Below are 26,934 nucleotides of genomic sequence, written 5' to 3' on the forward strand. Positions count from 1 at the left end.
GGCTCCGCCATGACCGCGCAAGCGGCTGTGCCCATGGTTCGCTCACTCATGTCTTCCACCTCTACCGGATCTCGGGCCTCGGCGGGTGCCGTGAGGCCACGGCAGCCGCCCGACCAGGGCGAACGTCATCGAGCCGCGCGGCCGAGAGGTCGAAGCCGCGGCGCGGCCCGCATCCGCGTTTCCTCCGCCGATCTTCGCACATCGACGAACGCTGGGCGGGAGCGAGCAGCCCCGTGGGCGCACGCTCGGCAACCGCCCCGCCGCCTGGGGAGAAAAATCGGTGGCGGGTTTCGCTAGGCTGGTCGAGCAATGACCAGGACAGCCGCCACCGATTCCCGCGAACTTCGCACCCGCCTGGCGAATCTCTCCCTTCGCGACGAACACCGGTTGCGGCGCAGGCTCGACCGGGCCCGCGACGGCGAACTGAGCGCGGTGGAAGCCGAGATCGCGGCGGCCGAACTCCGGGTCGAGGCGCGCCGCGCCGCCGTGCCGCAGGTCCGCTATCCGGAACAACTGCCGGTCACCGCCCGCCGCGAGGACATCGCCGCGGCCATCGCGGCGCATCAGGTGGTGATCGTCGCGGGCGAGACCGGTTCGGGCAAGACCACCCAGATCCCGAAAATCTGCCTCGAGCTCGGCCGCGGCATCCGCGGCACGATCGGACACACCCAGCCGCGCAGGCTGGCCGCGCGCACCGTCGCCGAGCGCATCGCCGAGGAGCTCGGGACCGAACTCGGCGACGTCGTCGGCTACACGGTGCGGTTCACCGATCAGGCTTCCGAGCACACGCTGATCAAGCTGATGACCGACGGCATCCTGCTCGCCGAGATCCAGCGCGACCGGCTGCTGCGCCGCTACGACACGATCATCATCGACGAGGCGCACGAACGCAGCCTCAATATCGATTTCCTGCTCGGCTACCTCAAACAGCTGCTCCCCCGCCGCCCCGACCTCAAGGTGATCATCACCTCGGCGACGATCGATCCCGAGCTGTTCGCCAGGCATTTCGCGGACGAGAAAGGCACTCCCGCACCGATTGTCGAGGTCTCCGGCCGTTCGTACCCGGTGGAGATCCGCTATCGGCCGCTCGCGCTGGAACTTCCGGCTGCCGACGACGAAGACGACGAGGACACCCGGACCGTCGACCGGGACCCGGTGGACGCGATCGGCGACGCGGTCACCGAGTTGTTCGCCGCGGGCGATGGCGACGTGCTGGTGTTCCTGTCCGGCGAACGCGAGATCCGCGACACCGCCGACGCGCTGCGCGATCTGAAACTGCCGCGCACCGAGATTCTCCCGCTGTACGCCAGGCTGTCCACCGCCGAGCAGCATCGGGTGTTCGCCCCGCACACCGGGCGGCGGGTGGTGCTGGCCACCAACGTCGCGGAGACCTCGCTGACCGTGCCGGGCATACGGTACGTCGTCGACCCGGGGACCGCGCGGATCTCGCGGTATTCGATGCGCACCAAGGTGCAGCGGTTGCCGATCGAACCGGTGTCGCAGGCATCGGCGCGGCAGCGGTCCGGGCGATGCGGCCGGGTCGCCGACGGTATCTGCATCCGGCTGTACTCGGAGGACGATTTCGAGTCCCGGCCCGCGTTCACCGAACCCGAGATCCTGCGCACCAACCTGGCCGCCGTCATCCTGCAGATGACCGCGCTCGGACTCGGTGACATCGAGAACTTCCCGTTCGTCGAGGCTCCGGACCGCCGCGCGATACGTGACGGCATCGCCCTGCTCGAAGAACTGGGGGCACTCGCGCGACGCGACGGCAAACCGGCATCGCGTGCGAGTACCGCTGCGGCACAAGAGGCGAACGGCGACCGCCCAGAGAAGGCCAGCCGCCGCGATGACGATACGGCTTTGTCGCTGACGCCGATCGGGCGTCAAATGGCCCAGCTGCCGGTGGATCCCAGGATGGCGCGGATGCTGGTGGAGGCGCACCGCAACGGCTGCCTGGCCGACGTGCTGGTCATCGTGGCGGCGCTGTCGATCCAGGACGTGCGGGAGCGACCCGCCGAGCATCAGCAGGCGGCCGACACCAAACACGCGCGGTTCACCGTCGAGGGTTCGGACTTCCTGGCCTACCTCCGGCTGTGGGAGTATCTAGGCGGGCAGCGTAAGACGTTGTCATCCAACCAGTTCCGGCGCATGTGCCGGGAGGAGTTCCTGCATTACCTGCGGATCCGGGAGTGGCAGGACCTGCACGGGCAACTGCGCACGATCACCAAGGGCCTCGGTTGGTCGGCCCACGCGGACTCATCGGCCGACACCGCGCGGCACGGCGGGCGCGAGGAGCCGGATCGCAAGTCCGACAGTCGAAGACGCCACGAGGAGTCGGCACGCGACCGGAAGTCCGGCGCCGCACGCGGACGGTCCGCCACCGCGGCAGCAGCCGACAACGACGGTCTCCCTTGGGATTCCACCGCCATTCATCAGGCGCTGCTGGCGGGCATGCTGTCGCACATCGGAGTCAGGGAGGCGGAGTCCAGGGAGTTCCTCGGCGCGCGCAACGCCAAGTTCATGATCTTCCCCGGTTCGTCGCTGGCGAAGAAGCCGCCTCGCTGGGTCATGGCCGCCGAGCTGGTCGAGACATCGCGCCTGTGGGGCCGGATGACCGCGAAGATCGAGCCCGAATGGGCCGAACGCCTCGCGGGCGACCTCGTCAAGCGAACCTATTCCGAGCCGCACTGGTCGGCCAAGCGGGGCGCGGCGCGCGCCTACGAGCGCGTCACCCTGTACGGCATTCCGCTGGTCACCGGCAGACCCGTCGACTACGGCCGGATCGATCCCGAGTTGTCGCGTGAGCTGTTCATCAGACACGCCTTGGTCCAAGGCGAGTGGCAGACCCGGCACGAGTTCTTCCACCGTAATCGTGCGCTGCTCGACGACGTCGCCGACTTGGAGCACCGCGCGCGCCGCCGCGACATCCTCGTCGACGACGAGGTCCTGTACGAGTTCTACGACAAACGCCTGCCCGCGGAGATCGTCTCGGTGCGGCACTTCGACAGCTGGTGGCGCACCGCGCGGCGCGCGGACCCCACGCTGTTGGACTTCTCCACCGCCACGGTGATCAACGAGGGCGCCGCCGCGCTCGACCCGACGGACTTCCCCGACTCCTGGCGTCAAGGCGAGCTCAGCTTCCCGCTCACCTACCAGTTCGAGCCGGGCAACGACGACGACGGCGTCACGGTGCGCATCCCGGTGGAACAGCTCGCCCACGTCCGCGCCGTCGGTTTCGACTGGCTGGTGCCCGGAATGCGCGAGGAGCTGGCCGCGGCGCTGATCAAGACGCTGCCGAAGACGTTGCGCCGCAGCGTCGTTCCCGCGCCGGATTTCGCTGCCGCCGCCCTGGCCGCGCTGACTCCGCGCGCCGAGCCACTCCGCACCGGACTCGCGCGGGAGCTGTCCCGATTGGGTTCGGTCTCGATCGCTGCGTCCGACTTCGATCCCTCCGCGCTGCCCGACCACCTGCGCATGACCTTCGCCGCCGTCGACGGCGACGGTACGACGATCGCGCGCGGCAAGAGCCTCTCCGCCCTGAAAACGACGCTCGCCGAGCAGGTTTCCGCCTCCGTGGCCCGGGCGACGGCGGGCGCGGAACGCCCGCCCGCCACGGTGTGGACCTCCAAGTCGCTCGGCACCGTCGAGCCGACGGTGCGCCGGGAAGTGGCCGGTCAGACCGTCACGGGGTATCCCGCGCTGGTCGCGGAAGGCGACGGCGTGGCGGTCCGGGTGCTGAGCTCCCCCGCCGAGCAAGCCGCCGCGATGCGCCTGGGTACCAGGGCGCTGCTGCTGCACGCGCTGCCCAGCTCGGTCCGCACGGCCACCGCGGGTCTGTCGCCCACGGACCGGCTCGCGCTGAGCCAGAACCCGTACGGTTCGCTGGAGGCGCTCATCGAGGACTGCCGCGCGGCCGCCGCCGACGAGCTGCTCGCGGCCGCCGGCGGTCCGGTCCGCAGCCCGGCGGAGTTCGATGCTCTGGTGGCGCGGATTCGTCCGGACTTCGCCTCCGCCGTAGCCCGCTTCGTTCGCCTGGTGGTGCCGATTCTCGCTGAAGCCCATCAGGTTTCGGTGACGCTCGCGCGGACGAGCGAGCGCGACATCGCCGAGGACGTGCGCGACCAGCTCGACAATCTGGTTTTCCGCGGTTTCATCGCCGAGTGGGGCAGCGCCCGGCTGCGCGAACTTCCTCGCTACCTGCGGGCCGCGGTGCTGCGTCTGGAAGCGCTGCCCGGCTCGGCGGTTCGCGATCGCCAGGGCATGGCCGAACTCGATCGGGTGCTGGCCGCCTACGACCGCCTGGTCGGCTCGCTGCCGGAGCACCGCAGGAACGCGCCCGCTGTCGCGGACATCTGGTGGATGATCGAGGAGTTCCGGGTCAGCCTGTTCGCGCAGAAGCTCGGCACCCCGTTCCCGGTCTCGGCCAAGCGAATCGAGAAGGCGATCGCCGCGATTCGGCGCTGAGTCAGTCGGCGGCCGACAGCGCTTCGGCGCGCGCCTGGCGCATCTGGAGGATCTCGCGTTCGAAATCCTCGGCCGAGGTGAACGACCGGTAGACCGACGCGAACCGGAGGTAGGCCACCTCGTCCAAGTCGCGCAGCGGCCCTAGAATGGCCAACCCCACCTCGTGGCTGGGCACCTCGGGAGAACCTTTGGCGCGCACCGTGTCTTCCACCTGTTGCGCGAGCAGGTTCAGCGCGTCGTCGTCGACTTCGCGGCCCTGGCAGGCGCGGCGCACGCCCCGGATGACCTTCTCGCGACTGAACGGCTCGGTGACCCCGCTGCGCTTGACCACGGACAGGATGGCGGTTTCCACCGTGGTGAACCGCCGCCCACACTGCGGACAGGCGCGGCGGCGGCGAATGGCCGCGCCTTCGTCGGCCTCGCGCGAGTCCACGACCCGGGAGTCTGGGTGTCGGCAGTACGGGCAATGCATCCGAGAAATCCTTCGTCGATGCGCGTGCTCGCGTCCGGACCGGCTACCGATAGTGGTGATCGTTCCGGCGAGCACGTGTACAGAGGTCTATACCCCGGCACCAAGTATTCCCCGTTCGACACGCGGAATACCTGCATAACACTTCGAGAATACCCGCCCGGGTGCCCGGATCGTCCCACTCACCCCGGGTCCACGCCGGATCGGCGCGCTCATCCGGCGATCTGCCAGTGCCCGGTCAGGTCGGTGAGGAGGTCCGGTAGCCGTGCCGCCAGGCGACCGCGGGCGAGTTTGCTCCAGAACGGCTCGCCGAGGACAGTGCCCGCCAGTACGGGGTCGGTTTCCATATCGATGTGGCGCGGCACCAGGTCAGCGGTGATGTAGGTCCAGCGGGTCTCCCGGTCGGCCCAGTTGAAGTCGGGCAGCGGAGCGCGCAGCGCCAGGACGCGGCCCGAAACGTCGGCGCGGACCGTGGTCGGGGCGAACACACCGGGTGCGCGGACGCCAGGGACGCCGGGTTTGCCCGCGACGGTGCTGACATAGGTCAGGACTCGGCCCATGGGTGCACGGCCCGCCGCCGTCTCGTCCCACTGGTCGGCGACGATGCGGTTCTGCTCCCGGTCGGTCATCCGGATCAGCGCGTCGATGTAACCGCTCCGGGTGCCCGCGGCGATCGACTGCCAGGCGGTGCGGATGTCGTCGTCGAGCACGCCCGCCGCGTGCATCTCGTCGATGCCGCGCATACCGAGTGCGACGTACGCCTCGTGCATCGGCACCAGATCCGTGAAGATGTGTTTCTGCATGATCATCAAGCGGGTCTGGTACCAGGCGACGTCCTCGGCGCTCAGCCGGGCGCCCTCGGCGGCCAGCAGCCGGATGTCCTCCGGGAGCGCCCGCGCCAATTCCGGCGGGGTGGCGCGCAGCAGATCGGCCACCGCGTTGCCGAGCTGATGGACGCCGGGGACGTCGAGCACGGCACCCACGTCGCTCATGTCGAAGAATCCGGAGGCGAACGATCCGCCCGCGATTCCCGCCAGGCCCGCCCAGTAGAACTCCGGATGCCGGGTGGCCAGTCGCAGGTAGTTGACGTAGACCTGGTTGAAGGTGCGTTCGTTCGCCAGCGCACCACGAGCGGGCTCCCACGCCGCCAAGTCGATCTCGGCGTTACGGGTGGCGACCACCAACCAATACTGGTGCAACAGCGTCGCGTATCGGCGTGGCGCGACGCCGTCGGTCCGCGCCTGCCGCACCGCCTCTTCCAGAGTCGATTCGTCCAGCGGCAGTAGGGGATTCAGTCCGCCCGGGCCCACACCGTCCCCATTGACGGAGGGCAGATCGAGGTAGTCCGCGTACACCGGCTCCGCGTGCGCGGTCGGCTGCGCGGCGAGTCCGAAGACGAGGCACAGCGACAATCCGGCGGCCCGGGCGAAGACGCGGACCGAGCGGCCCACGGCGAGAAGTGTCATGTGCTGAAAAGTCCCGATATCGTTCGGGCGGTGTTGCCCGGTCACGTTTTCAGCACGGTAGCAACACGTTCTAGTTCGACGATCAACAATTCCGGTCGCCTCCGGTGGCCGATTTCCCCGTCAGCGCGGGTGCGCACCACCGTGCCCGCCGGTGCTGTCCACCACGACGGGGACCGATCCGCCGGACCCACCACCCCATTCACCCGCCCGCGCATGCGCCAGCACGATCAGACCAGCCACCACCAAGGCGGTGAGCAGCGCCGCGACGGCGAGCGCGGCGAATCCGATCTGCGCCTGCTCGACCCGGCGCATCGGATGCGCTCCGGAGGCTCGCCGCTGCCCGAGAGCCCTTGTCCCGTCTCCGTATCCGACCACACCGCCGCCAGGGCGCGAATCGCGCGGGCGCCGGTCGACCGCGGACCGATGCGTCGGCGTCAGCGCCCGCGATCGCGCGCCGCCGCGCAGCAGTCGCCGAGCGGTGTCATAGCCGAGATCATCCTCGGCCGCGTCCAGGTCTGCGATGCGGCGATCGAGCGCCGCGTCCGTCGTGCCGATCGAGGGGGTGATTTCGCTGATCGCAGTGCTCATCGGACAAACCTCCGTAGTGGGTGCTCCGCCGCCGTTCGAGCCGATGCTCGCCGTTCGAACACATGTTCAGATCGCATTCGATCATGTGTTCGAAGAACTGATGTTCGATTTCTACCACGCGCGGACGACAAAGTCACCAGAAACGCCCGACATACGTCGAACAGATGTTTGATCCATCGGCGTCACCGGACTAGATTCGAAGGACCGAAGACTTGACAAGCCAGGAACACACGCGCCGGGGCGGACCGGCCGGGCACAGCAGGAAAGGGCGGTTGCGGTGAGGCAGACAGACGACACGGGTGACGAGACCGACATCGGCGCCGACTCGGCGGGAACCGGGGCGGATCTCACCGTGCGTCAGCGCAAGGTGCTGGAGGTGATCCGGACCTCGGTGAGCGAGCGCGGCTACCCGCCGAGCATCCGGGAGATCGGCGACGCCGTGGGGCTCACGTCCACCTCGTCGGTGGCCCACCAGCTGCGGGCCTTGGAGCGCAAGGGCTACCTGCGCCGCGATCCGAACCGGCCCCGCGCGGTGGACGTGCGAGGCTTGGATGAAGTGGTGCGGTCGGTGACCAGCCTGCCGGTCACCGCGGTCGACGACACCGAGGCGGTCGCCGAGGCCGATCGGCCGGTGCCCACGTTCGTCCCGGTGCTCGGCCGCATCGCCGCCGGTGGCCCGATCCTGGCCGAGCAAGCCGTCGAGGACGTCTTCCCGCTGCCGCGCGAATTGGTCGGCGACGGTTCGCTGTTCTTGCTGAAGGTGGTCGGTCAGTCCATGATCGACGCCGCGATCTGCGATGGCGACTGGGTGGTGGTGCGGCAGCAGAACGTCGCCGACAACGGCGACATCGTCGCGGCGATGATCGATGGCGAGGCCACGGTGAAGACTTTCAAGCGCACCGGCAAGGATGTCTGGCTGATGCCGCACAACCCGGTCTTCGAGCCGATCCCCGGCAACGACGCGCAGATCCTCGGCAAAGTCGTCACGGTCATCCGCAAAATCTGACCCTCGGCTCGGCGAAAGACCGATGGCCGCGCGGTGATCCGCGCGGCCATCGTGCGTCCCGGACTACATTCACCGTCGGCCCAGACGCCGGGCACGGCCGAGACCCACAATGGTCTCGGCCGCCCGTAGAACACCCCCTGCACAACCGCCCTGCGTCACACTCCTCGGCAAGCGTCGCGCAGGATCAGTCGTGGTCGACCTTGGCGAGCACCTTGCCGCTGTTCGCATCGATGGTCACCTCGTGCTCCACACCGTCCGGCGTGGTGAGTTCGACCTCCCACACCGGAGTGCCGCGGTCGGTGTCGAGTTCGGCGGAGTCGACGCGCCCGCCGGGCACTGCCTCGACCGCCTTATCGATGGCCTGCTGCCGGTTGATGCCGGGGTCCGCGACCAGCGACCAGTCCCTCGTGGACGGGTGGAAGGCGATGGTGTGATCGTGGCCGCCGGTGGCGACGGCGCCCAGGGCGACGCTCACTCCGGCGACGACCGCCGCGACGGCGGCGCCGACGAGAATCCAGCGAAGCCCTGCGTAGGCACGGCGGAGAGCGGTTGTCATGGGAACCTCCTGCGGGAGTTGCGATCTCGAATGTGGTGACCACTGTGGCAGGGTGAAGCTGAAGGCGAGCTGAAGCCACCTGAAGACTGTTTCAGCATCCATCTGCGACCCTTGCTGGGTGCGTTTGTTGATCGTCGAGGACGAAAAGCGTTTGGCCCTCACACTGGCAAAAGGGTTGTCCGCCGAGGGATTCGCCGTGGATGTGGTGCACGACGGCGCCGAGGGCCTGCATATGGCCACCACCACCGACTACGACCTGATCATCCTCGACATCATGCTGCCCGGTATGAACGGCTACCGGGTCTGTGCCGCGCTGCGCGCCGCGGGCGACGAGACGCCGGTGCTCATGCTCACCGCGAAGGACGGCGAATACGACGAGGCCGAAGGGTTGGACACCGGAGCCGACGACTACCTCAGCAAACCCTTCTCCTACCTGGTGCTGCTGGCCCGCATCCGCGCCCTGCTGCGCCGCCGGACTCGCGGCGGCGCACGAGTTCTGCGCGTCGGCGATCTGATCGTGGATCCGGGCACCCGCACCTGCCGTCGCGGCTCGCAGGACGTTCCGCTGACCGCCAAGGAGTTCGCAGTCCTCGAGCACTTGGCCGTGCGCGCCGGGGAGGTGGTGTCGAAAGCCGATATCCTCCACCATGTCTGGGACTTCGCCTACGACGGCGACCCGAATATCGTCGAGGTCTACATCAGCACACTGCGCCGCAAGATCGACGCGCCGTTCGGCCGCCGGTCCATCACCACCGTTCGCGGCGCGGGCTACCGGCTGGCGGCCGAAGCGTGACCGGCCGCTTACCCAGGTGGGCGTGGTGGCGTTCGGTGCGGGCGCGCACCACCGTCGCGGCGACAGCGGTGGTCGCGGTCGCGCTCACGGCGGCCGGGCTCGCGGTGCTCGCGGTGTTGCGGCACAACCTGGTCGAGAGTGCGAGCTTGCAGGCGGAGACCGCCGCGCGCAATGTGGCGGTCGACCTCGCGGCGGCGAACGACCCAGCCCGATTGACGCTTCCCGACGCCGAAGACCATCCGGTGCAAGTGGTTGCGGTCGATCGCCGAGTCTTGGCAGCGGCCCCAGAACTGAAAGGGAAACCGCCGATGGCCGACTTCGACCCCTACGCGAAGTCCCGCGACGACGAGGACGACGACGAAGAGGAGGACGACGAGGAGGACGACGAGGAGGACGACGAGGAGAGCGCCTCGACTCCGACCGATCCCGCGACGGCCGAGGCCCAATTCGGCGACGTGCGGCTGACGGTGGACGCCGAGGACGGACCCCAGCCATACCGGGTCGCCGCGCTCCCGGTGACCCTCCCGAACGGACAGTCAGCCACCGTCTACGCGGGCGCCTCCCTGGAGACCGCCGACAGCGCGGTGGCGGACGCGCGCCGAGCCATGCTGATCGGCCTGTCACCTCTGCTCGTCGTGGTCGCCGCGGTGACCTGGCTGGTCACCCGCCGCGCCCTGCGCCCGGTGGAGGCGATCCGCGCGCAGCTGGCGGAAATCATGGACGGCGACCTCTCCCGCCGCGTTCCCGAACCCGGCTCCCGCGACGAAATCGCCAGGCTGGCAACGACGACCAACGCCACACTCGCTGCTCTGGAGAAATCCGCGGAACGCCAGCGTCAGTTCATCGCCGACGCCGCACACGAATTGCGCAGCCCCATCGCGAGCCTGCGCACACAGCTCGAAGTAGCCCAAGCGCATCCCGACCTGCTGGAACTGGACGGGCTGATCGACGACACCATCCGCCTGGAACATCTCGCCGCCGATCTCTTGCTGCTCGCTCGGCTCGACGCGGGCGAGCAACCGCGTTCGGACCGCGTCGACCTGACCGCCCTGGTCCGCGACGAACTGGCCCACCGCGTCGGCGACCGGATCGCCGTAGACACAACGGTCCCGGACGAGCCGATCATGGTCACCGGCAGCCGAACCCAGCTCGCCCGCGTCCTGGGCAACCTCGTCGACAACGCCCAGCGTCACGCCGCCAACTCCATCCGCGTCGCCGTGGACCGCGACACCGACGGACAGATACTGCTGTCGGTCACCGACGACGGCCCAGGCGTGCCGCCCGCCGACCGAGACCGCATCTTCCAGCGATTCGTCCGGCTCGACGACGCCCGCACCCGCGACGAAGGCGGCGCGGGTTTGGGCCTCGCGATCGTCCGCGATGTCGTCGAGCGACACGCGGGCACCATCCACGTCACCGATGCCGTGTCCGGCGGCGCCCACTTCGTCGTCACCCTGCCCGCCGCTCGCGTATAAGTCCTGCTCATGGTCGGCTGTTCCGCAAAACAGCGGCTTTCTGGGCGATGGCGGTCGGCGAGTCGGAACACGTCCGGAGTCGACGCCTTGTTTGTACGCGAGACACAGCATCAGCGCGGTCGTGCCATCGTCATGCCCGCGATACCCCCGGCGTGCCCCTTGTGGTACCAGCCGTAGGGATGACCGACGAGCAAGCCGCAGCGCTGGACGATTTCCGGGGCTCGGAAGCTGATGTGCGGGAGGCTGTAGGTGATCAGAACTTGGTAGCCCAAGCCCACCGCCTCCTTGAGGGTCCACGGGATCGGGTCGGTCTGGTCGGCGATGATCGTCTTTCGCACGTCGCAGCCGTGCGCCGCGGCGAGTCTGCCGCAGTGCAGTTCCTGTATGTCCCGGGTCTCGATCGGGGTGAACAGTTCGGCTCGCAAAAAGATGATCGCTGTGGGCACACCGCGCTCCTGGCTAGTCTTGGTACGCGCCCGGTGCAGGGTCCGGCGGGATGGCCGTCCGAGATAGCCGGACCATCGCCGTTCAGCTCTCCGGGCTTCGCGGCGATGTCCCCTTTCGAGGGGGCCGGCCTGCACCGGGCGCTTCTTCAGTAGACATGGGGCGCAGCGGAATTCGCAGCGCTATCGTGGTGGATCTGCGGTGGAGTTGCCATCATTTCGCTACAGGGCGTTCCACCACGGGGGTATTCCATATTTCACGCATCCAGTTAGCAAGGGGAACGAAATGGCCGCTGGATCTGCTCTGCCGAGACGAGCTTTGGGCCGTCAGCTGCGAAAGCTGCGGGAGCGCAATGGCATCTCGCAGGGCGCAGCCGCGCGGATCATCGAGACGTCGCCTCAGACGTATGGGCGATTGGAGGAGGGGAAGGTCACCAAGACCACGGATCTGATCATCAATGCCCTGGCCAACGCCTTCCGCGCCGACGACGCGGAGCGGAGGCTATTGCTAGAACTGGCCCAGGAGATCCGGCAGGCCCCAACGCGCAAGGGCGGTTCGTGGCGAGCGGATGCCGATGTGATCCCGAAAGACTTCAATTACTACTTGGCAATGGAAGAGGCTGCGAGCCACATCATCTCGTGGCAATCGTCGGTGATCCCTGGGCTGCTACAAACCCGCGAATACCGTCGTGCGCTGATATGGGCCGGGTATCCGGACATGCCGCCGAACGAGGTCGAGCGCATACTCGATCTGGTTATAACGCGACAGGATCTACTGGCCAACGCGGATTTTCGCTTCGATGCCCTCATTTCCGAGGCCGTCTTGCGTTGCCCGGTGGGCGGACGAGAGGTGGCCTCGTGTCAGTTCCAGCACCTGGCCGAGCGGTCGGAATTGCCGAATGTCTCAGTACGGGTCGTACCACTCGGGATAGAGAGTCCAGTAGCACTGTTGGCGCGCTCGTTCGTGATGCTCAAATTCCGGCCACTGCCAACGTCGAAGCAGGTTGAACCGCCGTTCGTCTACGAGGAGGGGCTCGTCGGAGACCTTTATGTGGAGCGCGACGTCGAAGTGGCTCAGTATGCGGAGATAGCCCGGAGGCTGACGCAGATAGCGTTGCCCGAAGCAGAATCCAGAGCCCTGGTGCTCGAGGCGATGAAGGAGCTGAGGAAATGATCGACCTTTCCGGAGCATGCTGGTTCAAGAGCAGCCGAAGCGCGGGAGCCAGGGAATGCGTGGAGGTGGCACATCTGGACGGGGGAATGGTTGGCGTGCGCGATAGCAAGAATCCGTCGGGTCCCGCGCTGATGTTTACGCCACGCTCGTGGGACGCCTTCACCACTGGCGTGCAAAACGGCGAGTTCAACCACCCGTAAGGGGCAGCGAAACCAGAAGAAAAGCTGCCCCCAGAATCACAGGAAGCATTTCCGCTCTGGCCAGCGGCAGAAGAGCCGCTGGCCAGAGCGGAAAGCGTCAGGACAGCTTCGAACTGCGGCCGATGTTTTGCTTCCACACGAACGACAATGTGGGCACGCTTCGTAAAGCGTGCCCACGTTCCCCTCATGCACTGTCGAAGTCGTCAGCCGACCATCACGACCTCCTCGGAAGTGCTCGACACCGGAGCGGGGGTCGACTTACGCTGCGCCGGGAGCAGGGCGGCGATGACGACGGTGCCTGCCGCCAGCACGATCGCTGCGATCAGGCTGGTGTGGGATACCGCGTGGGCGAAGGCGGCATCCGCGGCGGAGATGAGTTGCGCTGCCTCTTGGTGCATTCCGGCCTCGCCGATCCGCTGGGCCACGATGAGCGCGCCGCCGATGGAATCCCGCGCCACGTCGGCCGCCTCGGCGGGCAGTCGGCCGTCGACGGCGGGAGCGATCTCATCGGTGTAGGCGCTGCCCAGCAGTGAGCCCAGGATGGCGATCCCCAGGGTGCCGCCCAGCTCCACGGAGGTGTCGTTGACCGCGCCGCCCACACCGAGCAGCCGTTCCGGGAAGGCGTCCATGATGGTGTCGGTGGCGGGAGAGACGCTGAGGCCGATGGCCAAGCCCAGCAGGATCAGCGGCCAGACGAACGTCCCGTAGCCGGATTCGGTGTCGACCTGGGTCAGCATCACCAACGCGAGGGTGCCGACGGCCATGCCCGCCACGACCATGGTCCGCAGTCCGAGCCGCGGGGTCAGCACACCGGTGATCGCCGAGCCCGCGAAGACCGCGCCCGCCAGCGGCAGCAGCCGTACACCGGTGGCCAGCGCGTCGTATTCGAGCACGAACTGCAGATGCTGAGTGACGTAGTAGATCGAACCGAACGCGGCAAGGAAGAACAGCAGCACAGCCAGATTCGCGCCCGCGAACGCGCGATCGCGGAACTTGCGGATGTCGAGCATGGGGTTGGGGTGGCGCAGTTCCCAGGCGATGAACGCGGCGGTGGCGACAGCGGCCAGGATGCCGGCGAGCACGGCGGAGGTGTGCCAGCCGTTGCGGGGGCCTTCGATGATCATGTAGACCAGCGCCGCGACAGCGACCACGGACAACGCGCCGCCGGTCAGGTCTAGCCGCTGCGTCGTGTGTGCCTTCGACGGCGGGACCAGCACCAGCGCCGCGACGATCGAGACGACCGCGATGGGAACGTTGATCAGGAAGGTCGAGGCCCAGCCGTTGTCCTGGAGCAGCCAGCCCGCCACCAGCGGCCCGACGGCGATGGCCAGGCCGGTGGTCGCCGTCCAGATCGTGATGGCGGTGGCGCGTTCCCGTTTCGGGAAGGTCGCCACCAGCAGCGACAGCGTCGCGGGCATGATCATCGCGGCCGCCGTGCCCATGATCGCGCGGGCGGTGATCACCCAGCCGGCGCTGTCGACGACCGAACCCAGCACCGCGCCGCCCGCGAAAACGACCAGACCCGCCAGCAGCGTGCCGCGACGGCTGTACTTGTCGCCGATCGCGCCCATGAGCAGCATGAGCGCGGCGTAGGGGATGGTGTAGGCGTCGATGATCCACTGCAGATCCTGGCTGGACAGTCCCAGGTCGACGGTCATATCGGGGGCGGCGACGATCAGCGACGTATTGGTCATGACGCCGATCAGCACGCTCAGGCACAGCACCGCGAGCGCGGCCCAGCGTCGGCCGTAGATGGTGCCCGGTGGCACCGGTGTGGTGACTAGCAGAGCCACGTCCGTTCCTCTCACTAAGATGCACATCCATGTGCAATTGCACGTTGATGTGCAATCTATGAGATTTGCACAACGGTGCGCAACTATGCGAGGCTTCGACGTGAAGGGACTCACATGACAGCGATCAGAACCATGACCTCACCTGCGGCGCCGGGCAGCCGGGCCCAGGCCAATCGGAAGCGAATCCTCGATATCGCCGCGGCCGAGCTGGCACGCAATCCCGCGGCGAGCATGGAGGAGATCGCCGCCGCCGCGGGTGTCGTGCGCCGTACTCTCTACGGCCACTTCCCCACTCGCGAGGCATTGATCGACGGCATCCTCGACCTGGCATCGGAGGACATCGCCCGCACGCTCCGCTCACTCGACACCGACGAGCCGGTCGCGGTGACCTCGGCCCGGTGCACGATCGCCCTCTGGCGAGTCGGCGACAAATACCGCCTCCTGCTCAAGCTGACGGAGACGAATCTGGGGGCTCGGATCGACGAACGGCTGGCACCGGTCCACGAGCACGGCACCGCGATGTTGCGCCACGGCCAGCAACTGGGCGTGTATTCCGACCACCTCCCCGCCGAGGTTCAGTCCCGCGCCCTTGCCGGACTCGTGCTGGCCCTGCTCGAGGCACGCAACGACGAGACCTGGACCGAGCCCGACCCCGAAGTGGCCGCGGCCCGCGCGTGCCTGATCGCACTGGGCGTAGCACCCGGCGAGGCCGATGAAATCGCCAGGACCGCAGCAGCATTGGAAGACGCCGACACGGCACACGGATGAGGTGCCGCCGAAATCACCGTCCCGAGCGAGGCGCTCCACCCGGCCACCGCGAAAGCGGATCCGAGCGATTCGGGAGTTCGCACTCACATTCCGAACGTGCGCCGTTCAGGTGCTCCGGCGTGAATAGCGCGCGAAACCGAAGCGCGGGGTGATCACGCCGGGCAGGAAACGGTTGATACCGGCCTGTAATCGACTGCTGTACTGGGCGTCCGAGGTCCGCGGATGGTGTGGCGGCTGCGCTCCGGGTCGTCACCGGCGGTGAGGATCAGCGCCGATACGGTGGCGAGCCCAACGCCGTAGCAGTCGAGCACGCCGAGATACGGACCCGCCGGTGGCCGTCCACCGGCGGGGGTGTCGCAAGCTGGAAACCGCCTTCGTCAGGACAGTTTCAAACTGCGGCCGATGATTTCCTTCATGATCTCGGTGGTGCCGCCGTAGATGGTCTGGACGCGAGCGTCCATGTACGCCTTGGCGATCGGGTATTCCTTCATGTACCCGTAGCCGCCGTGCAGTTGCAGGCAGCGGTTGATCAGGTCCAGCTGTTCCTCGGTGCTCCACCACTTGGCCATGGCCGCGTCCTCGGCGGTGAGCTCGCCCTCGTTGAGCAGTTCGATGAACTTGTCCACCATCAGGCGCACGGCGGTGGTCTTGGTGGCCAGTTCGGCGAGCACGAAGCGGGTGTTCTGCTGGGCGCCGATGGGCCTGCCGAACGCCTTGCGGTCGCGGACGTACTGGATGGTCATGTCCAGGCAGGACTCCATCGCCGCGGCCGCCATGACGGCGATCGACAGACGTTCCTGCGGCAGGTTGTGCATGAGGTGCAGGAAACCCATGCCCTCGGTGCCGAGCAGGTTCTTGCCGGGCACGCGCACGTCGGTGAAGCTCAGCTCGGCGGTGTCCTGCGCCTTGAGACCGAGCTTGTCCAGGTTGCGGCCGCGCTCGAAGCCCGGCATGCCGCGCTCGACCACGAACAGGCTGAAACCCATCGCGCCTTTGTCGGGGTCGGTCTGCGCGACCACGATCACGATGTCGGAGTTGATGCCGTTGGTGATGAAGGTCTTGGCGCCGTTGAGGATCCAGTCGTCGCCGTCGCGCACCGCGCGGGTTTTGATGCCTTGCAGGTCCGAACCGGTGCCGGGCTCGGTCATCGCGATCGCGGTGATGATCTCGCCGGAACAGAAGCCGGGCAACCAGCGCTGCTTCTGCTCGTCGGTGGCCAGCTCCAGCAGATAAGGCGCGATCACATCGTTGTGCAGCGCGAAGCCCAGACCGGAGTACTGGCCGCGCACCGACTCCTCGGCGACGATGGCGTTGTAGCGGAAATCCTTTACCCCGCCGCCGCCGTACTGCTCCGGCATGGCCATGCCCAGGAAGCCCTGCTTACCGGCCTCCAGCCAGACCTCCCGGTCGACGATGCCCTGCTCTTCCCACTGCGCGTGGTACGGCGCGACGTGCTGATCCAGAAACTTGCGGAACGACTCCCGGAACAGTTCGTGTTCGGGTTCGAACAGTGTGCGCTCCACGCCAACCTCCTAGTGACCACACCGGCCGGTCCACACCGACCAGTCGTTGCCTCATACGGTACCCGGAAGGAGAATCCGTGTTCACTTCTGGGCTGGAGGAACGGTCTCACCTGGACCGGTGGCGCGGCTTCGGAGCGACTGATGAGATTCTCGGCAAACGGGCGAGGTCGATTCGCAGTTTGCCGCCGGATGGTTTCCGCAGCGCGCGCGGCGCCGCGTGCCAGCGGCCCCTTCGGGACTCGTGTGTTTGTCTGTGGGATGTGATGTCGAAATTGGTCCGGGTCGGCGCCGACCTACTCGCATGGGTCGCGACGCTGGCGGGAGCCGCTGGAGTCGCGTTGCACTTCAGTCGGTCGTGGTCTCGAATGGTGGTCTTGGCGGCTTCGGGTGCGCCGTATCTGATGTGCGCCGCCCTCGTCGGTGCGGTGGCGTTCGTAGCCATGCGACGCTGGAGCGGTGCGGGGGTGGCGGTCGTTGTCATTGCGACCGCGATGTGGACTCAGGCTCCGTTGTACGTCGGTCGCGCGGGCACTGCGGATGGACGCGCGGTGACGGTGATGCAGGCCAATCTTCTGTTCGATGGAGCTGATCCTCGGGCGCTGGTCGACGAGGTGCGCGCCCGGAACATCGATGTGCTCACCGTCAATGAGCTCACGCGGGCGGCGGTCGCCGATCTCGGCCGAGCGGGGCTCGACCAGTTGCTGCCGCACCGGTATCTCTCCCCAGGAAAAACTGCGAGCGGGACGGGAATCTGGAGCAGTTACCCATTGTCGGACACGGTCGAGTACGACGGATTCGTGCTGAACCAGCTCTCGGCCACGGCGGACATCCCGGATACCGGGTCGGTCACGGTGTACGCCTTCCATCCGGTTCCACCGGTGTTCGGCACGCAGGTCTGGGCCGACGAGCTGTCCCGTCTGCGCGACATTCTCGAACGGTCACCATCGAATCGGCCCGCGATCGTCGGCGGCGACTTCAACGCGACCTACGACCATGCGCAGTACCGGGCGATGTTGTCAGGGCGTTTCGGCGACGCTGCCGAACAGGCGGGCGCTGGACACCTGGTCACCTATCCGACCGACAAGCGGTGGCCGCCCCTGGTCGGTATCGACCATGTCCTCGTCGCCGGGGGTCGCGCGGTAGCGGTGGAGACGGTGGGCCTACTCGGCGCGGACCACCGCGCACTGGTGGCGCGGATCCGCTTGGACGGTAAGTAACCCACGCTCGGCGGATGCCGCGGCGTCGAAAAACGCTGCCAGCTCTCCTCCGACCATCGACTGAAACGCGGCGAATGCCGAAAGCGCAGGAGCGGTCAGCGTTTCAGCCAGCCGCGCAGTCGGCCCACCAGGGTGCGTCCTTGGTCGCGCTCCCGTTCGGCGAAGAGGAAGTTCATCTCCTCCTCCAGTGCTTTGCGCACGACGTCGCGGAATTCTATTGCGGCAGAGTGCTTATCGCTGGCTCCGCGCCAGGGTGCGGGGTCGATCGGCGCGCCCGCGGAGAAGTAGAAACGCTCCGGCCGCGGAATGACGGTGGGGCCTACGCCGCGGATCAGCGGAGGGGTGAGCTCGCGGCTGAGGCCGAGTGCCTCCACGGTCCAGCGCAGCGGGCGCAGGAGGGGATGGTCGCCGTCGACCACGATGTCGTAGGCGTCGTCGACGCCGATCATCGCGACCGGGACGATCGGAGCCCCCGCCTCGATCGCCATGTGCGCGAACCCGCTGCGCCCCTCCCACTTCAGCACGTACTTCTCGTTCTTGCGGCGCACCGCCTCGCGACCGCCGCCCGGGAACACCATGACGGCCTCGCCACGGGCGAGCAGGGTCAGGCAGTTGGACCTGGTCCCGCGCACCGTGCCGAAGTAGTGCAGCAGGTGACGCACGCCGGGCACGTTGATCAGCACGTTCTCGGCGAGACCTCGAATGAGGCGCCCGCGGCGGCGCAGCACTTCGGGGAGCAGAAGCGGGGCGTCGATGCCACCCAGTAGATTGTGGTTGCCGACCAGCAGCACCGGTCCCTCGGCGGGGATGTTCTCCAAGCCGTAGAAGCGCGGGCTGGTCCACGCGCGCAGCGGCGCGAGCAGGGTGTCGATCACCCGCAGATCGGTGTCGGTCAGCGAAACCGACAGCGGCGCACCGTCGCTGAGCACCGGATCAGCGCTGTCCGCGGCGCCGGATCGGCGAGTATCGGAACCGGAGCGGGCCTCCGACATGAACCCTCCTGATGTCGATTCGACGACGATAGCGTAACGAAATCGACTGCGTCGCATCGAATGTGCGCGTCACGCCGCGACACGCCCGGTGTTGCCGATCGACCGGCGCACCGATCGGACCGGGGAGCGCTGGGCGAATTCGCACGTCATCGCCGGTCGGCAGCCGCGGCGTCATGATCCGATGTGAATACGCCCACACCACAGCGGAAGTCACCGATCGGCGCGCTCAGCGCCGACACCGCCGGTGTGCGCCCCTGCGCAATCGCGATCGGCCAGCTGGTGGTGTCGGCGCCGAGAGCGGACGACACCAACGGACCCGCACGTCTACGCGGAGACGTGCTCGCCGTCGCCATGCGCGCCGTCCGTGCCCGCATGCGCGTATTCGGACAACGCGGCGGCGAGGGCGTGCGGGACGCGCGCGCGAACCCGCGTGCCGCCCTCCTCGTGCTGCGAACTCACGATGCGGCCGTCGGCGTGGATGCGCGCGAGCAGGTCGCCGCGCGTGTACGGCAGCAACACACTGATGTCCACGTCCAGTCCGCCGAGCATCTCGGCGAGCCGCTCCCGCAGCGCGTCGATGCCGAGCCCGCGGTGCACGGAGACGAACGAGGCGTCCGGCAACAGCGCGCGCAGGTTGGTCAGGTCGGACGGATCCATCGCGTCGGTCTTGTTGACCACCAGCAGTTCCGGCGGGGGCGGCGTGCCGGATTCCTTGATCACGTCCGTGATCACCTCGCGCACGGCCTTGATCTGCTCGGCGGGCAGCGCGTCCGAGCCGTCCACCACGTGCAGCAGCAGGTCGGCGCCGGTCACCTCCTCCAAGGTGGAGCGGAACGCCTCGACCAGCTGGGTCGGCAGGTGGCGGACGAAGCCGACGGTGTCGGTGAAGACGACCTCGCGGCCGTCGTCGAGCTCGGCCCGGCGGGTGGTCGGGTCGAGGGTGGCGAACAGCGCGTCCTGCACCAGCACTCCGGAGCCGGTGAGGGCGTTCATCAGGCTCGACTTGCCCGCGTTGGTGTAGCCGACGATCGCGACCGACGGGATGCCGCTGGAGGTGCGCCGCGCCCGCATGGTGTCGCGCGCGGTTTTCATCTCCCGGATGTCGCGGCGCAGCTTGGCCATCCGCTCGCGGATACGCCGGCGATCGGTTTCGATCTTGGTCTCACCGGGGCCACGCAGACCCACGCCGCCGTTGCTGCCCGCGCGACCACCGGCCTGCCGGGACATGGACTCACCCCAACCGCGCAGCCGCGGCAGCATGTATTCCATCTGGGCCAGCGAGACCTGCGCCTTGCCCTCGCGGGAGGTGGCGTGCTGGGCGAAGATGTCCAGGATCAGCGCGGTCCGGTCGACCACCTTCACCTTGACGACCTTCTCCAGCGCGGTCAGCTGCGCCGGGGTCAGCTCACCGTCGCAGATCACGGTGTCGGCGCCGGTTTCCAGCACCACGGAGCGCAGCTCGTCGGCCTTGCCGGAGCCGATGTAGGTGGCCGGGTCGGGCCGGTCGCGGCGCTGGATCAGCGCCTCCAGCACCTGCGAGCCCGCCGTCTCGGCCAGCGCCGCCAGCTCGGCCATGCTCGCCTCCGCCTGCGCGGCGGTTCCCGCGGTCCAGACACCGACCAGCACGACGCGTTCCAGGCGCAGCTGCCGGTACTCGACCTCGGTGATGTCGGTGAGCTCGGTGGACAGGCCCGCCACGCGGCGCAGCGAACTGCGCTCATCGAGCTGGAGCTCACCCACGGTCGGGTCGGCCGACCAGCCCGAGCGCCGCATGCGGGCGGCGTGCTCGGCGACGACGTCACCGGTCACGGCGTCCGCACCGGTCACAGCGTCGTCGGAGGTCTCGGCGGAGCGATCCGCGTCCGCCGGGGTGAATTCATACGTCTCTGATTTCCTCATACACCATCCATGCTGCCACGACATCACCGCAGCACGCACCCGGTTATCCGCGGGCCACGCGCGGCGGTGGCCCCTCCGCGCGCGAGGAACGACCGGCGCGGACGGTCGGCGGCACGCTGTTACCGCACCGCCAGCAGGGGCGCGAGCGGGCTGCGGCTCACAGGCCGTTCCACCAGGAACCCGCCAGGCGGCCGGTGGCGACGAGGACCGACGGCCCGCGCAGCCACGCCGAGCCGCGCTCCAGTCCGACGGTCAGCGCTCCGCCGGGCACCCGGACGGTCACCTGCCCGGTGTCCTCGGCGATCCGGAAACCGTCGGCGGCCAGCGCCGCGGCGGCCGCGGCGACGGTGCCGGTGCCGCAGGACCGCGTTTCGCCGACGCCGCGCTCGTAGACCCGCATGTCGACCGAGCGTTCGTCGTCCAGCGCGGTGACGATCTCCACGTTCACCCCCTGCGGGAACAGGTCCGGATCGAAGCCGGGCGGCACGCTCAGGTCGAGCTTGCCCAGCGCCTCCGCCGACATTCCCGGGTCGACGCAGGCCAAATGCGGATTGCCGACGTCGATGCCGATCCCGGGCAGCGCCCAGCCCGCGATGGTCGCGGTGGATTCGCCGAGTTCGCGCACCGGCCCCATGCCGACGGTCACGTCGCCGGTGACCGCGTCCCCGGCGTGCACGGTGACCGGGCGCGCCCCGGCTCGGCTGCCGACGACGTAGCTGTCGCGGGTCTCCAGGCCCGAGGCCGCCAGGTAGTGGGCGAAGACGCGCACGCCGTTGCCGCACATCTCGGCGACCGACCCGTCGGCGTTGCGGTAGTCCATGAACCAGTCGTCGGCTCCGACGCCGTCGGGGATCGCCGCGAGCACACCCGCGGCGTGCAGCGCGCCTGCGCGCGCGACCCGCAGCACGCCGTCCGCGCCGAGCCCGCGCTGGCGATCACACAGCGCGCCGACCTGCGCCGGGGTCAGCGCCAGTTCGGCGTGCGGGTCCGGCAGCACCACGAAGTCGTTCTGGGTGCCGTGCCCCTTGGTGAACTCGATATCCGGCACGTGCGCGGTCTCCCTCTCTCGTCGTCACTTGGCAAACGTGCGGCGCTGCCGGGAAATTTCGTAGAGCGCCACCGCCGCGGCCGACGGAGCACCCAGCGAACTGGCCGTGCCACCCATCGGAATGTGCACCATATCGTCGCAGGCCGCCTGCCAGGCCGCGCTCATCCCGCTGGTCTCGTTGCCGACGACCAGGATCGTCGCGTCGGTGAAGTCGTAATCGTAGGCGGCGCACTGGCCGTGCTCGTCGGTGCCGACGATCCGGGTCGGAATGCCGCGCCGCAGCTGCCGGTTGCGGAACTCGAGCACCTGGGCGGGCCCGGCGGTGCGGATGACCGGCACGGCGAACAGCGAACCCGTCGAGGCGCGCACGGCCTGCGGGTCGTACTGGTCGGCGCCGTGCCCGGTGACGATGACGCCACTGGCGCCGAAGGCGTCGGCCGAGCGGATCAGCGTGCCGAGATTGCCCGGCGAGTTGGGGCGGTCGAACACCACGACCACCGGCGCGTCCTCCCCCGGCTCGCCCGGCTCGAAGGTCTCCAGCTCCGGCTGCCGCGACATCGCGACGGCCACCAGTTCCGGTATGCCGCCGCTCTTTTCGCCGAGCTCGGCCATCAGCTCGGGCACCAGCCCGACCTGCGGGACCCCGGTGGTGTCCAGCAACTCGCGCGCCCAGCTCGACAGCTCCGGGCCGCCGAGGCGGTACAGCAGCGTCTCCAGCGGCCAGTCGTTCGCCACGGCCTGGGTGATCGGACGAACTCCCTGCACCAGGAATCGGCCGTCTCGATGACGCTTGGTGCGGTTGTTCAGATAGGCCTGCCACACCTGGACGGAGGCGTTGCGCGTGCTGACACGTCGGGTCACTGCGAAGTCCGTTCTTTCTCTTTCTCGTCGAGCAGGGCCAGCGCCGTCGCCACCAGGCCCGGCGCGGCGCCGTCCACCCACCGCACGCGAGGATCGCGCCGGAACCAGGAGCGCTGCCTGCGCACGTAGCGCCGGGTGCCGATCAGCGTGCGTTCCTGCGCGTGGTTCAGGTCGTATTCGTTGTCCAGGTAGGCCAGGACTTGTGCGTAGCCGATGGCGCGCCGGGCCGTGACACCCTCGCGCAGACCACGCTCGATCAGGCCGCGGACTTCCTCCACCAGCCCGCCCGCGAACATGGCGGCGGTGCGCCGCTCGATGCGCGCGTCCAGTGCCGCAGTCTCCCGGTCCACGCCGATGATGACGGTGCCCCAGCGCGGCTGCCCGATCGTCGGCGCGGAGGCGGCGAACGGTCGTCCGGTCAGTTCCACGACCTCGAGCGCGCGCACCATGCGCCGCCCGTCGGTGGGCAGGATGGTGGCCGCGGCCGCCGGATCGGCCTCGCGCAGCGCCGCGTGCACCGCCGCGACACCGCGCTCGGCGAGCACCGCTTCCCAGCGCGCCCGCACCGCCGGATCGGTGGCCGGGAAGTCCCACTGGTCCAGCAGCGCCTGGACGTACATCATCGAACCGCCCACGATGACCGGCACATGCCCGCGCCGCGTGATCGCCTCGACGTCCGCGCTGGCCGCCGCCTGGTAGGCGGCCACGGACGCGGTGTCGGTCACCTCCAGCACGTCGAGCTGGTGGTGCGGGATGCCGCGCCGCTGCGCGACGGGCAGCTTCGCGGTGCCGACGTCCATGCCGCGGTAGAGCTGCATCGCGTCGATGTTCACGATCTCGCCGCCGAGCCGTTCGGCCAGATCCAGGGCGAGATCGGACTTGCCGGTGGCGGTGGGGCCGACTACCGCGATGGGGGTGATGCCGGACTCCGTCACGGGGCATCCTCTCCCGCCGGGCGCCAGAGGCTCGCGTGATAGCCGACGCCGAACGGCGCGTCGCGGTAGCGCGTCTCGACCACCGGATCGGCGCGGAACAGCCCGGCCAGCACCTGGTAGGCGGGGCGTCCCGCGAGAGCCAGTTCGGCGCACAACACCGGATCCAGCGTCTGGAGCGCGGCGCGGTCACCCGCGGTCAGGGCACGATCGAGTCCGTCCTGCACGGGGCGGGCACGCTCGTCGAGGTAACCGGGGGCCTTGGTGGACAGGGTCGCCGCGCCGTCGGCGACGACCAGCACGCCGCATCGCTCGGTGGCACCGTCGAGGTTGGCGCGCAGTTTCGCCCCGAGCTCGCCGCAATGCTCCGGCGGCGCGGCCGCCGCCACCATGCGTGCCTCCGCGACGGCGCCCGGCGCGACCTGCCCACGCAGCCACCCGGCGATCAGCACGGCCAGCGGCAGTTCCGGATCAGCCTGCTGGGCACCGGCGACCGCGGCGGCGGAGAAACCGACCCGGACGTCGGCACCGAACCCGCGGAACGTGCCGACGGTTTCCGGACCGAACGCGCGGTCGGCCTTGTCCGGACCGATCACCATCCACCGGTCGGTCACCGACGCGAAGACGCGCACGGTGTCGAGCACCGCCGCTCGCAGCACGGCGCGCGGGTCGGGTTCGCCCGTGCCCGCCACGCCGCCGCACAGCTCGGGCACCAGGATGGGTGGCGAGGGAACCAGGGCGGCGATGGAGAACACGTCGTAACCGTAGTCGTTGCCGACATCACCGGCCCCGCCCGGCTTCGAGTGTCTCTGCCGGAAACACGCCCGGGATTGATAGTGTTCGAGGAGCTACAACCCAGGTCATCAGGGGTTGGAATCCCCGGGATTTCCTCCGCGGGAAGGCAAGGATCGATGGTCACAAGGGCTCGGACCGGGTTGAATGGGATGAGCTAGGGCGTAATCAGGCAGCCGTGACGCGCGGCAGGGACGAGGAAAAATGACCGACAGCAACGGAACCGCGAAAGCCAGCCCCGGCAAGATGCCGCGCTCTTCCGGTGCCCCGAAACCCGGTAGCTCGGTTCAACCGCCCAAGCCGCACGCGGTCAAACCCGCCCCGGGCCCGGCTCAGCAGCACCCGCACCCCGTCGTCGTGCCCACCGTCTCCGATCCCAGCCTGTGGGGCCGGGTCGACGAGGACGGCACCGCGTGGGTGAAGACCGCCGAGGGCGAACGCCAGGTCGGCTCCTGGCAGGCCGGCGACGCCGCCGAGGGCCTGGCCCACTTCGGCCGCCGCTTCGACGACCTGGCCACCGAGGTCGCCCTGCTGGAGGCCAGGCTGGCCGCGGGCGCGGACGCACGCAAGACCAAGGCCGCCGCCATGGCGCTGGCCGAATCGCTGCCGACCGCCGCCGTCATCGGCGACATCGACGGCCTGGCCCGGCGCCTGCAGGCCATCGCCGAGCACTCCGAAGAAGCGGCCGCGCACGCGAAGGAAGAGAAAGAGCGCGCCCGCCACGAGCACACCGAGCGCAAGGAGGCGCTGGCCGCCGAGGCGGAGAAGATCGCCGCCGAGTCCACCCAGTGGAAGGCCGCTGGCGATCGGCTGCGCGAGATCCTCGAGGAGTGGAAGTCCATCCGAGGGGTGGACCGCAAGGTCGACGACGCGCTGTGGAAGCGCTACTCCAAGGCACGCGAGGCGTTCAACCGCCGCCGCGGCGCGCATTTCGCAGAGCTGGATCGCGAACGCGCCGCCGCGAAGGCACGCAAAGAGGAACTGTGCGTGCGAGCCGAGGAACTGTCCAGTTCCACCGACTGGGTGACCACCGCGGGCATCTTCCGTGACCTGCTCGCCGAGTGGAAGGCCGCCGGGCGGGCGCCGCGCGAGGCCGACGAGGCGCTGTGGCGGCGCTTCAAGAGCGCGCAGGACGTGTTCTTCGCCGCGCGCAACGCCGCGGTCTCCGAGCGCGACGCCGAGTTCGAGCAGAACGCGGCGGCCAAGGAGGAACTGCTGAAGGCCTACGCGCACATCGACCCGTCCGCCGACCTGGACGCCGCCCGCAGCGCGCTGCGCGAACTCCAGGACAAGTGGGACGCCATCGGCAAGGTGCCGCGCGATCGCATGCAGGAACTGGAAGGCAAGCTGCGCGCGATCGAGAAGCGCGTCCGCGACGCCGTCGACGCGCAGTGGCGCCGCACCGACCCGGAGGCGGTGGCACGCGCGGCCCAGTTCCGCGAGCGCGTGGCGCAATTCGAGGAGCAGGCCGCCAAGGCGCAGGCCGCGGGCAACGTCCGCGATGCGGAGAAGGCGCTGGAGCAGGCCAAGCAGTGGCGCGAATGGGCCGAGGCCGCGGAAGGCGCCGTCAGCAACCGCTGAGCGGCTGCCTGGCCTCCGCTCGACCCGGCGCACAAGCGACTGCCCCGAGCCTCCGCCCGGTCCAGCGTGGGCTGATGACGGACTACGTCCGGCAGCGCCATTTATGCCTGCTCCTACCAGCCCCGGTCGAACGACACCGGCCCCCTCCGATCGGAGGGGGCCGCTGTCGTCGGTGGGAAGTCCGGTCAGGAGTCGCCGGTGAGGCGGCGGCGGTCGCGTTCCTCCGCGGCCGCGGCGGCGTTGCGGCGCCGCTCTTCGGCGGCCAGGTGCAGTGCGGTGCGGCTCCACACCACGCGCACCCAATGGAAGGTGAGCACGATCGCGACGATCGCGCCGAGGATCAGGCCGATACCTGGGCCCGCGCCGACGTAGTTGCCCAGCCCGGGCGTCTGGCGGTGCCAGATCGAGAGGACGCCGAACACGCTGGCGACAGCGCTGCCCGCGACCGCGATCCAGGCCAGCACCCAGCGGCGGGTCATCAGCGCCAGCGTCGAGAATCCGATGCCGAAGACCACGACGAACCAGACGAAGACCCGCGAGGGCAGCCCGATGTGCTCGGTGCGCGCGACGTCGGTGTTCAACAGCACGTCGAAGCCGCGTGCCGCGCCCGCGTGCGACAGGACCAGCGACAGCAACAGCAGGAACACCGCTCCCGCGACGACCATGGCGCGGATGCCCGGGTCGATCTCCCCGGCGATCTTGCGCTCGACGGCGTCCAGATCGTCCCGGAATTGGTCGAAGTCGCTGGTGCTCTCCACGGAGCTCACTGAATCCTCGTTTCGTTCGTCGCCGGTGCTCGGGGGTTCCCCTGCCTGCCGCGGAGTCCGCGCGGACGCGCCGCGCTCGTCGTCGCCGGACACGGGTTCGGTCCCGTCGGCGCCGCGCGCGGCG

23 protein-coding genes are annotated in these 26,934 nt (G+C 68.9%); 9 read left to right on the plus strand and 14 right to left on the minus strand.

Annotated elements, in window-relative coordinates:
• Positions 1–309: 309 nt before the first annotated feature.
• The gene (hrpA, locus tag ON34_RS16760) at positions 310–4,467 is read left to right on the plus strand and encodes an ATP-dependent RNA helicase HrpA (RefSeq protein ID WP_040780368.1); all 4,158 of its coding nucleotides are present in this window, start codon (positions 310–312) and stop codon (positions 4,465–4,467) included.
• A gap of 1 nt (position 4,468) precedes the next feature.
• On the opposite strand, the gene nrdR is transcribed toward hrpA, so the two are convergent.
• The 3 genes from nrdR to ON34_RS16775 all read right to left on the minus strand — a co-directional run bounded on the left by nrdR (position 4,469) and on the right by ON34_RS16775 (position 6,990).
• Positions 4,469–4,939 carry a transcriptional regulator NrdR gene (nrdR, locus tag ON34_RS16765; protein WP_040780370.1) on the minus strand — a complete coding sequence of 157 codons (471 nt, stop codon included), beginning with the start codon at positions 4,937–4,939 and terminating at the stop codon, positions 4,469–4,471.
• 209 nt (positions 4,940–5,148) lie between these two features.
• Positions 5,149–6,402, minus strand: coding sequence for a hypothetical protein (locus ON34_RS16770; RefSeq protein WP_051022764.1), 1,254 nt, complete (start codon positions 6,400–6,402; stop codon positions 5,149–5,151).
• A 120-nt stretch (positions 6,403–6,522) separates the two neighbouring features.
• A complete protein-coding gene (locus tag ON34_RS16775) occupies positions 6,523–6,990 on the minus strand; it encodes a hypothetical protein (RefSeq protein ID WP_040780372.1) in 468 nt (155 codons plus the stop codon).
• A 277-nt stretch (positions 6,991–7,267) separates the two neighbouring features.
• Between ON34_RS16775 and lexA the strand changes: the two genes are divergently transcribed.
• Positions 7,268–7,996, plus strand: coding sequence for a transcriptional repressor LexA (gene lexA, locus ON34_RS16780; protein WP_174372044.1), 729 nt, complete (start codon positions 7,268–7,270; stop codon positions 7,994–7,996).
• 184 nt (positions 7,997–8,180) lie between these two features.
• Here the strand turns inward: lexA and ON34_RS16785 are convergent, their stop codons facing one another.
• A complete protein-coding gene (locus ON34_RS16785; RefSeq protein ID WP_040780374.1) occupies positions 8,181–8,552 on the minus strand; it encodes a PepSY domain-containing protein in 372 nt (123 codons plus the stop codon).
• Between the two features lie 118 nt (positions 8,553–8,670).
• On the opposite strand from ON34_RS16785, the gene ON34_RS16790 reads away from it, so the two are divergent.
• Together ON34_RS16790 and ON34_RS16795 are read left to right on the plus strand one after the other, a co-directional pair.
• The gene (locus ON34_RS16790) at positions 8,671–9,345 is read left to right on the plus strand and encodes a response regulator (protein WP_040780376.1); all 675 of its coding nucleotides are present in this window, start codon (positions 8,671–8,673) and stop codon (positions 9,343–9,345) included.
• A 35-nt stretch (positions 9,346–9,380) separates the two neighbouring features.
• Positions 9,381–10,820, plus strand: coding sequence for a sensor histidine kinase (locus tag ON34_RS16795; protein WP_245548067.1), 1,440 nt, complete (start codon positions 9,381–9,383; stop codon positions 10,818–10,820).
• Positions 10,821–10,930: 110 nt separating this feature from the next.
• Here the strand turns inward: ON34_RS16795 and ON34_RS16800 are convergent, their stop codons facing one another.
• Positions 10,931–11,266, minus strand: a complete 336-nt coding sequence (locus ON34_RS16800; RefSeq protein WP_157172318.1) for a hypothetical protein — start codon at positions 11,264–11,266, stop codon at positions 10,931–10,933.
• Positions 11,267–11,549: 283 nt separating this feature from the next.
• Between ON34_RS16800 and ON34_RS16805 the strand changes: the two genes are divergently transcribed.
• Both ON34_RS16805 and ON34_RS34665 read left to right on the plus strand, forming a co-directional pair.
• A complete protein-coding gene (locus ON34_RS16805; RefSeq protein WP_083889504.1) occupies positions 11,550–12,437 on the plus strand; it encodes a helix-turn-helix domain-containing protein in 888 nt (295 codons plus the stop codon).
• Positions 12,434–12,637 (plus strand): DUF397 domain-containing protein, encoded by a 204-nt coding sequence (locus tag ON34_RS34665; protein ID WP_083889505.1) that lies wholly within the window; start codon positions 12,434–12,436, stop codon positions 12,635–12,637. The genes ON34_RS16805 and ON34_RS34665 overlap by 4 nt, the downstream gene beginning before the upstream one ends.
• 203 nt (positions 12,638–12,840) lie before the next feature.
• On the opposite strand, the gene ON34_RS16810 is transcribed toward ON34_RS34665, so the two are convergent.
• The gene (locus ON34_RS16810) at positions 12,841–14,430 is read right to left on the minus strand and encodes an MFS transporter (RefSeq protein WP_040780382.1); all 1,590 of its coding nucleotides are present in this window, start codon (positions 14,428–14,430) and stop codon (positions 12,841–12,843) included.
• 114 nt (positions 14,431–14,544) lie between these two features.
• On the opposite strand from ON34_RS16810, the gene ON34_RS16815 reads away from it, so the two are divergent.
• Positions 14,545–15,198: a TetR/AcrR family transcriptional regulator gene (locus ON34_RS16815; protein WP_040780384.1), complete on the plus strand. Its 654-nt coding sequence runs from the start codon at positions 14,545–14,547 to the stop codon at positions 15,196–15,198.
• A 377-nt stretch (positions 15,199–15,575) separates the two neighbouring features.
• Here ON34_RS16815 and ON34_RS16820 read toward each other — a convergent pair whose 3' ends face one another.
• Positions 15,576–16,721, minus strand: a complete 1,146-nt coding sequence (locus ON34_RS16820) for an acyl-CoA dehydrogenase family protein (protein WP_040780390.1) — start codon at positions 16,719–16,721, stop codon at positions 15,576–15,578.
• A 263-nt stretch (positions 16,722–16,984) separates the two neighbouring features.
• Between ON34_RS16820 and ON34_RS16825 the strand changes: the two genes are divergently transcribed.
• Positions 16,985–17,938 (plus strand): endonuclease/exonuclease/phosphatase family protein, encoded by a 954-nt coding sequence (locus ON34_RS16825; protein WP_040780393.1) that lies wholly within the window; start codon positions 16,985–16,987, stop codon positions 17,936–17,938.
• A 95-nt stretch (positions 17,939–18,033) separates the two neighbouring features.
• Here ON34_RS16825 and ON34_RS16830 read toward each other — a convergent pair whose 3' ends face one another.
• The 6 genes from ON34_RS16830 to ON34_RS37180 form a co-directional block, all read right to left on the minus strand.
• Positions 18,034–18,930 carry a lysophospholipid acyltransferase family protein gene (locus ON34_RS16830; protein WP_051022766.1) on the minus strand — a complete coding sequence of 299 codons (897 nt, stop codon included), beginning with the start codon at positions 18,928–18,930 and terminating at the stop codon, positions 18,034–18,036.
• Positions 18,931–19,254: 324 nt separating this feature from the next.
• Positions 19,255–20,703, minus strand: coding sequence for a GTPase HflX (hflX, locus tag ON34_RS16835; protein ID WP_051022768.1), 1,449 nt, complete (start codon positions 20,701–20,703; stop codon positions 19,255–19,257).
• Positions 20,704–20,986: 283 nt separating this feature from the next.
• Positions 20,987–21,868: a diaminopimelate epimerase gene (dapF, locus tag ON34_RS16840; RefSeq protein WP_040780414.1), complete on the minus strand. Its 882-nt coding sequence runs from the start codon at positions 21,866–21,868 to the stop codon at positions 20,987–20,989.
• Positions 21,869–21,901: 33 nt separating this feature from the next.
• Positions 21,902–22,738: a TrmH family RNA methyltransferase gene (locus ON34_RS16845; protein ID WP_040780397.1), complete on the minus strand. Its 837-nt coding sequence runs from the start codon at positions 22,736–22,738 to the stop codon at positions 21,902–21,904.
• The gene (gene miaA / locus ON34_RS16850; protein ID WP_040780399.1) at positions 22,735–23,673 is read right to left on the minus strand and encodes a tRNA (adenosine(37)-N6)-dimethylallyltransferase MiaA; all 939 of its coding nucleotides are present in this window, start codon (positions 23,671–23,673) and stop codon (positions 22,735–22,737) included. Before miaA ends, ON34_RS16845 begins: the two co-directional genes overlap by 4 nt.
• Positions 23,670–24,425 (minus strand): class III extradiol ring-cleavage dioxygenase family protein, encoded by a 756-nt coding sequence (locus tag ON34_RS37180; RefSeq protein ID WP_040780401.1) that lies wholly within the window; start codon positions 24,423–24,425, stop codon positions 23,670–23,672. Before ON34_RS37180 ends, miaA begins: the two co-directional genes overlap by 4 nt.
• Before the next feature lie 241 nt (positions 24,426–24,666).
• Between ON34_RS37180 and ON34_RS16860 the strand changes: the two genes are divergently transcribed.
• Positions 24,667–26,043 (plus strand): DUF349 domain-containing protein, encoded by a 1,377-nt coding sequence (locus ON34_RS16860; protein WP_040780403.1) that lies wholly within the window; start codon positions 24,667–24,669, stop codon positions 26,041–26,043.
• Positions 26,044–26,228: 185 nt separating this feature from the next.
• Here the strand turns inward: ON34_RS16860 and ON34_RS16865 are convergent, their stop codons facing one another.
• Complete coding sequence (locus tag ON34_RS16865) at positions 26,229–26,810, minus strand: Rv2732c family membrane protein (protein ID WP_040780416.1); 582 nt, start codon at positions 26,808–26,810, stop codon at positions 26,229–26,231.
• Between the last annotated feature and the right edge of the window lie 124 nt (positions 26,811–26,934).

The organism is Nocardia pneumoniae NBRC 100136, assembly GCF_000308755.1.
Lineage (GTDB): Bacteria > Actinomycetota > Actinomycetes > Mycobacteriales > Mycobacteriaceae > Nocardia > Nocardia pneumoniae.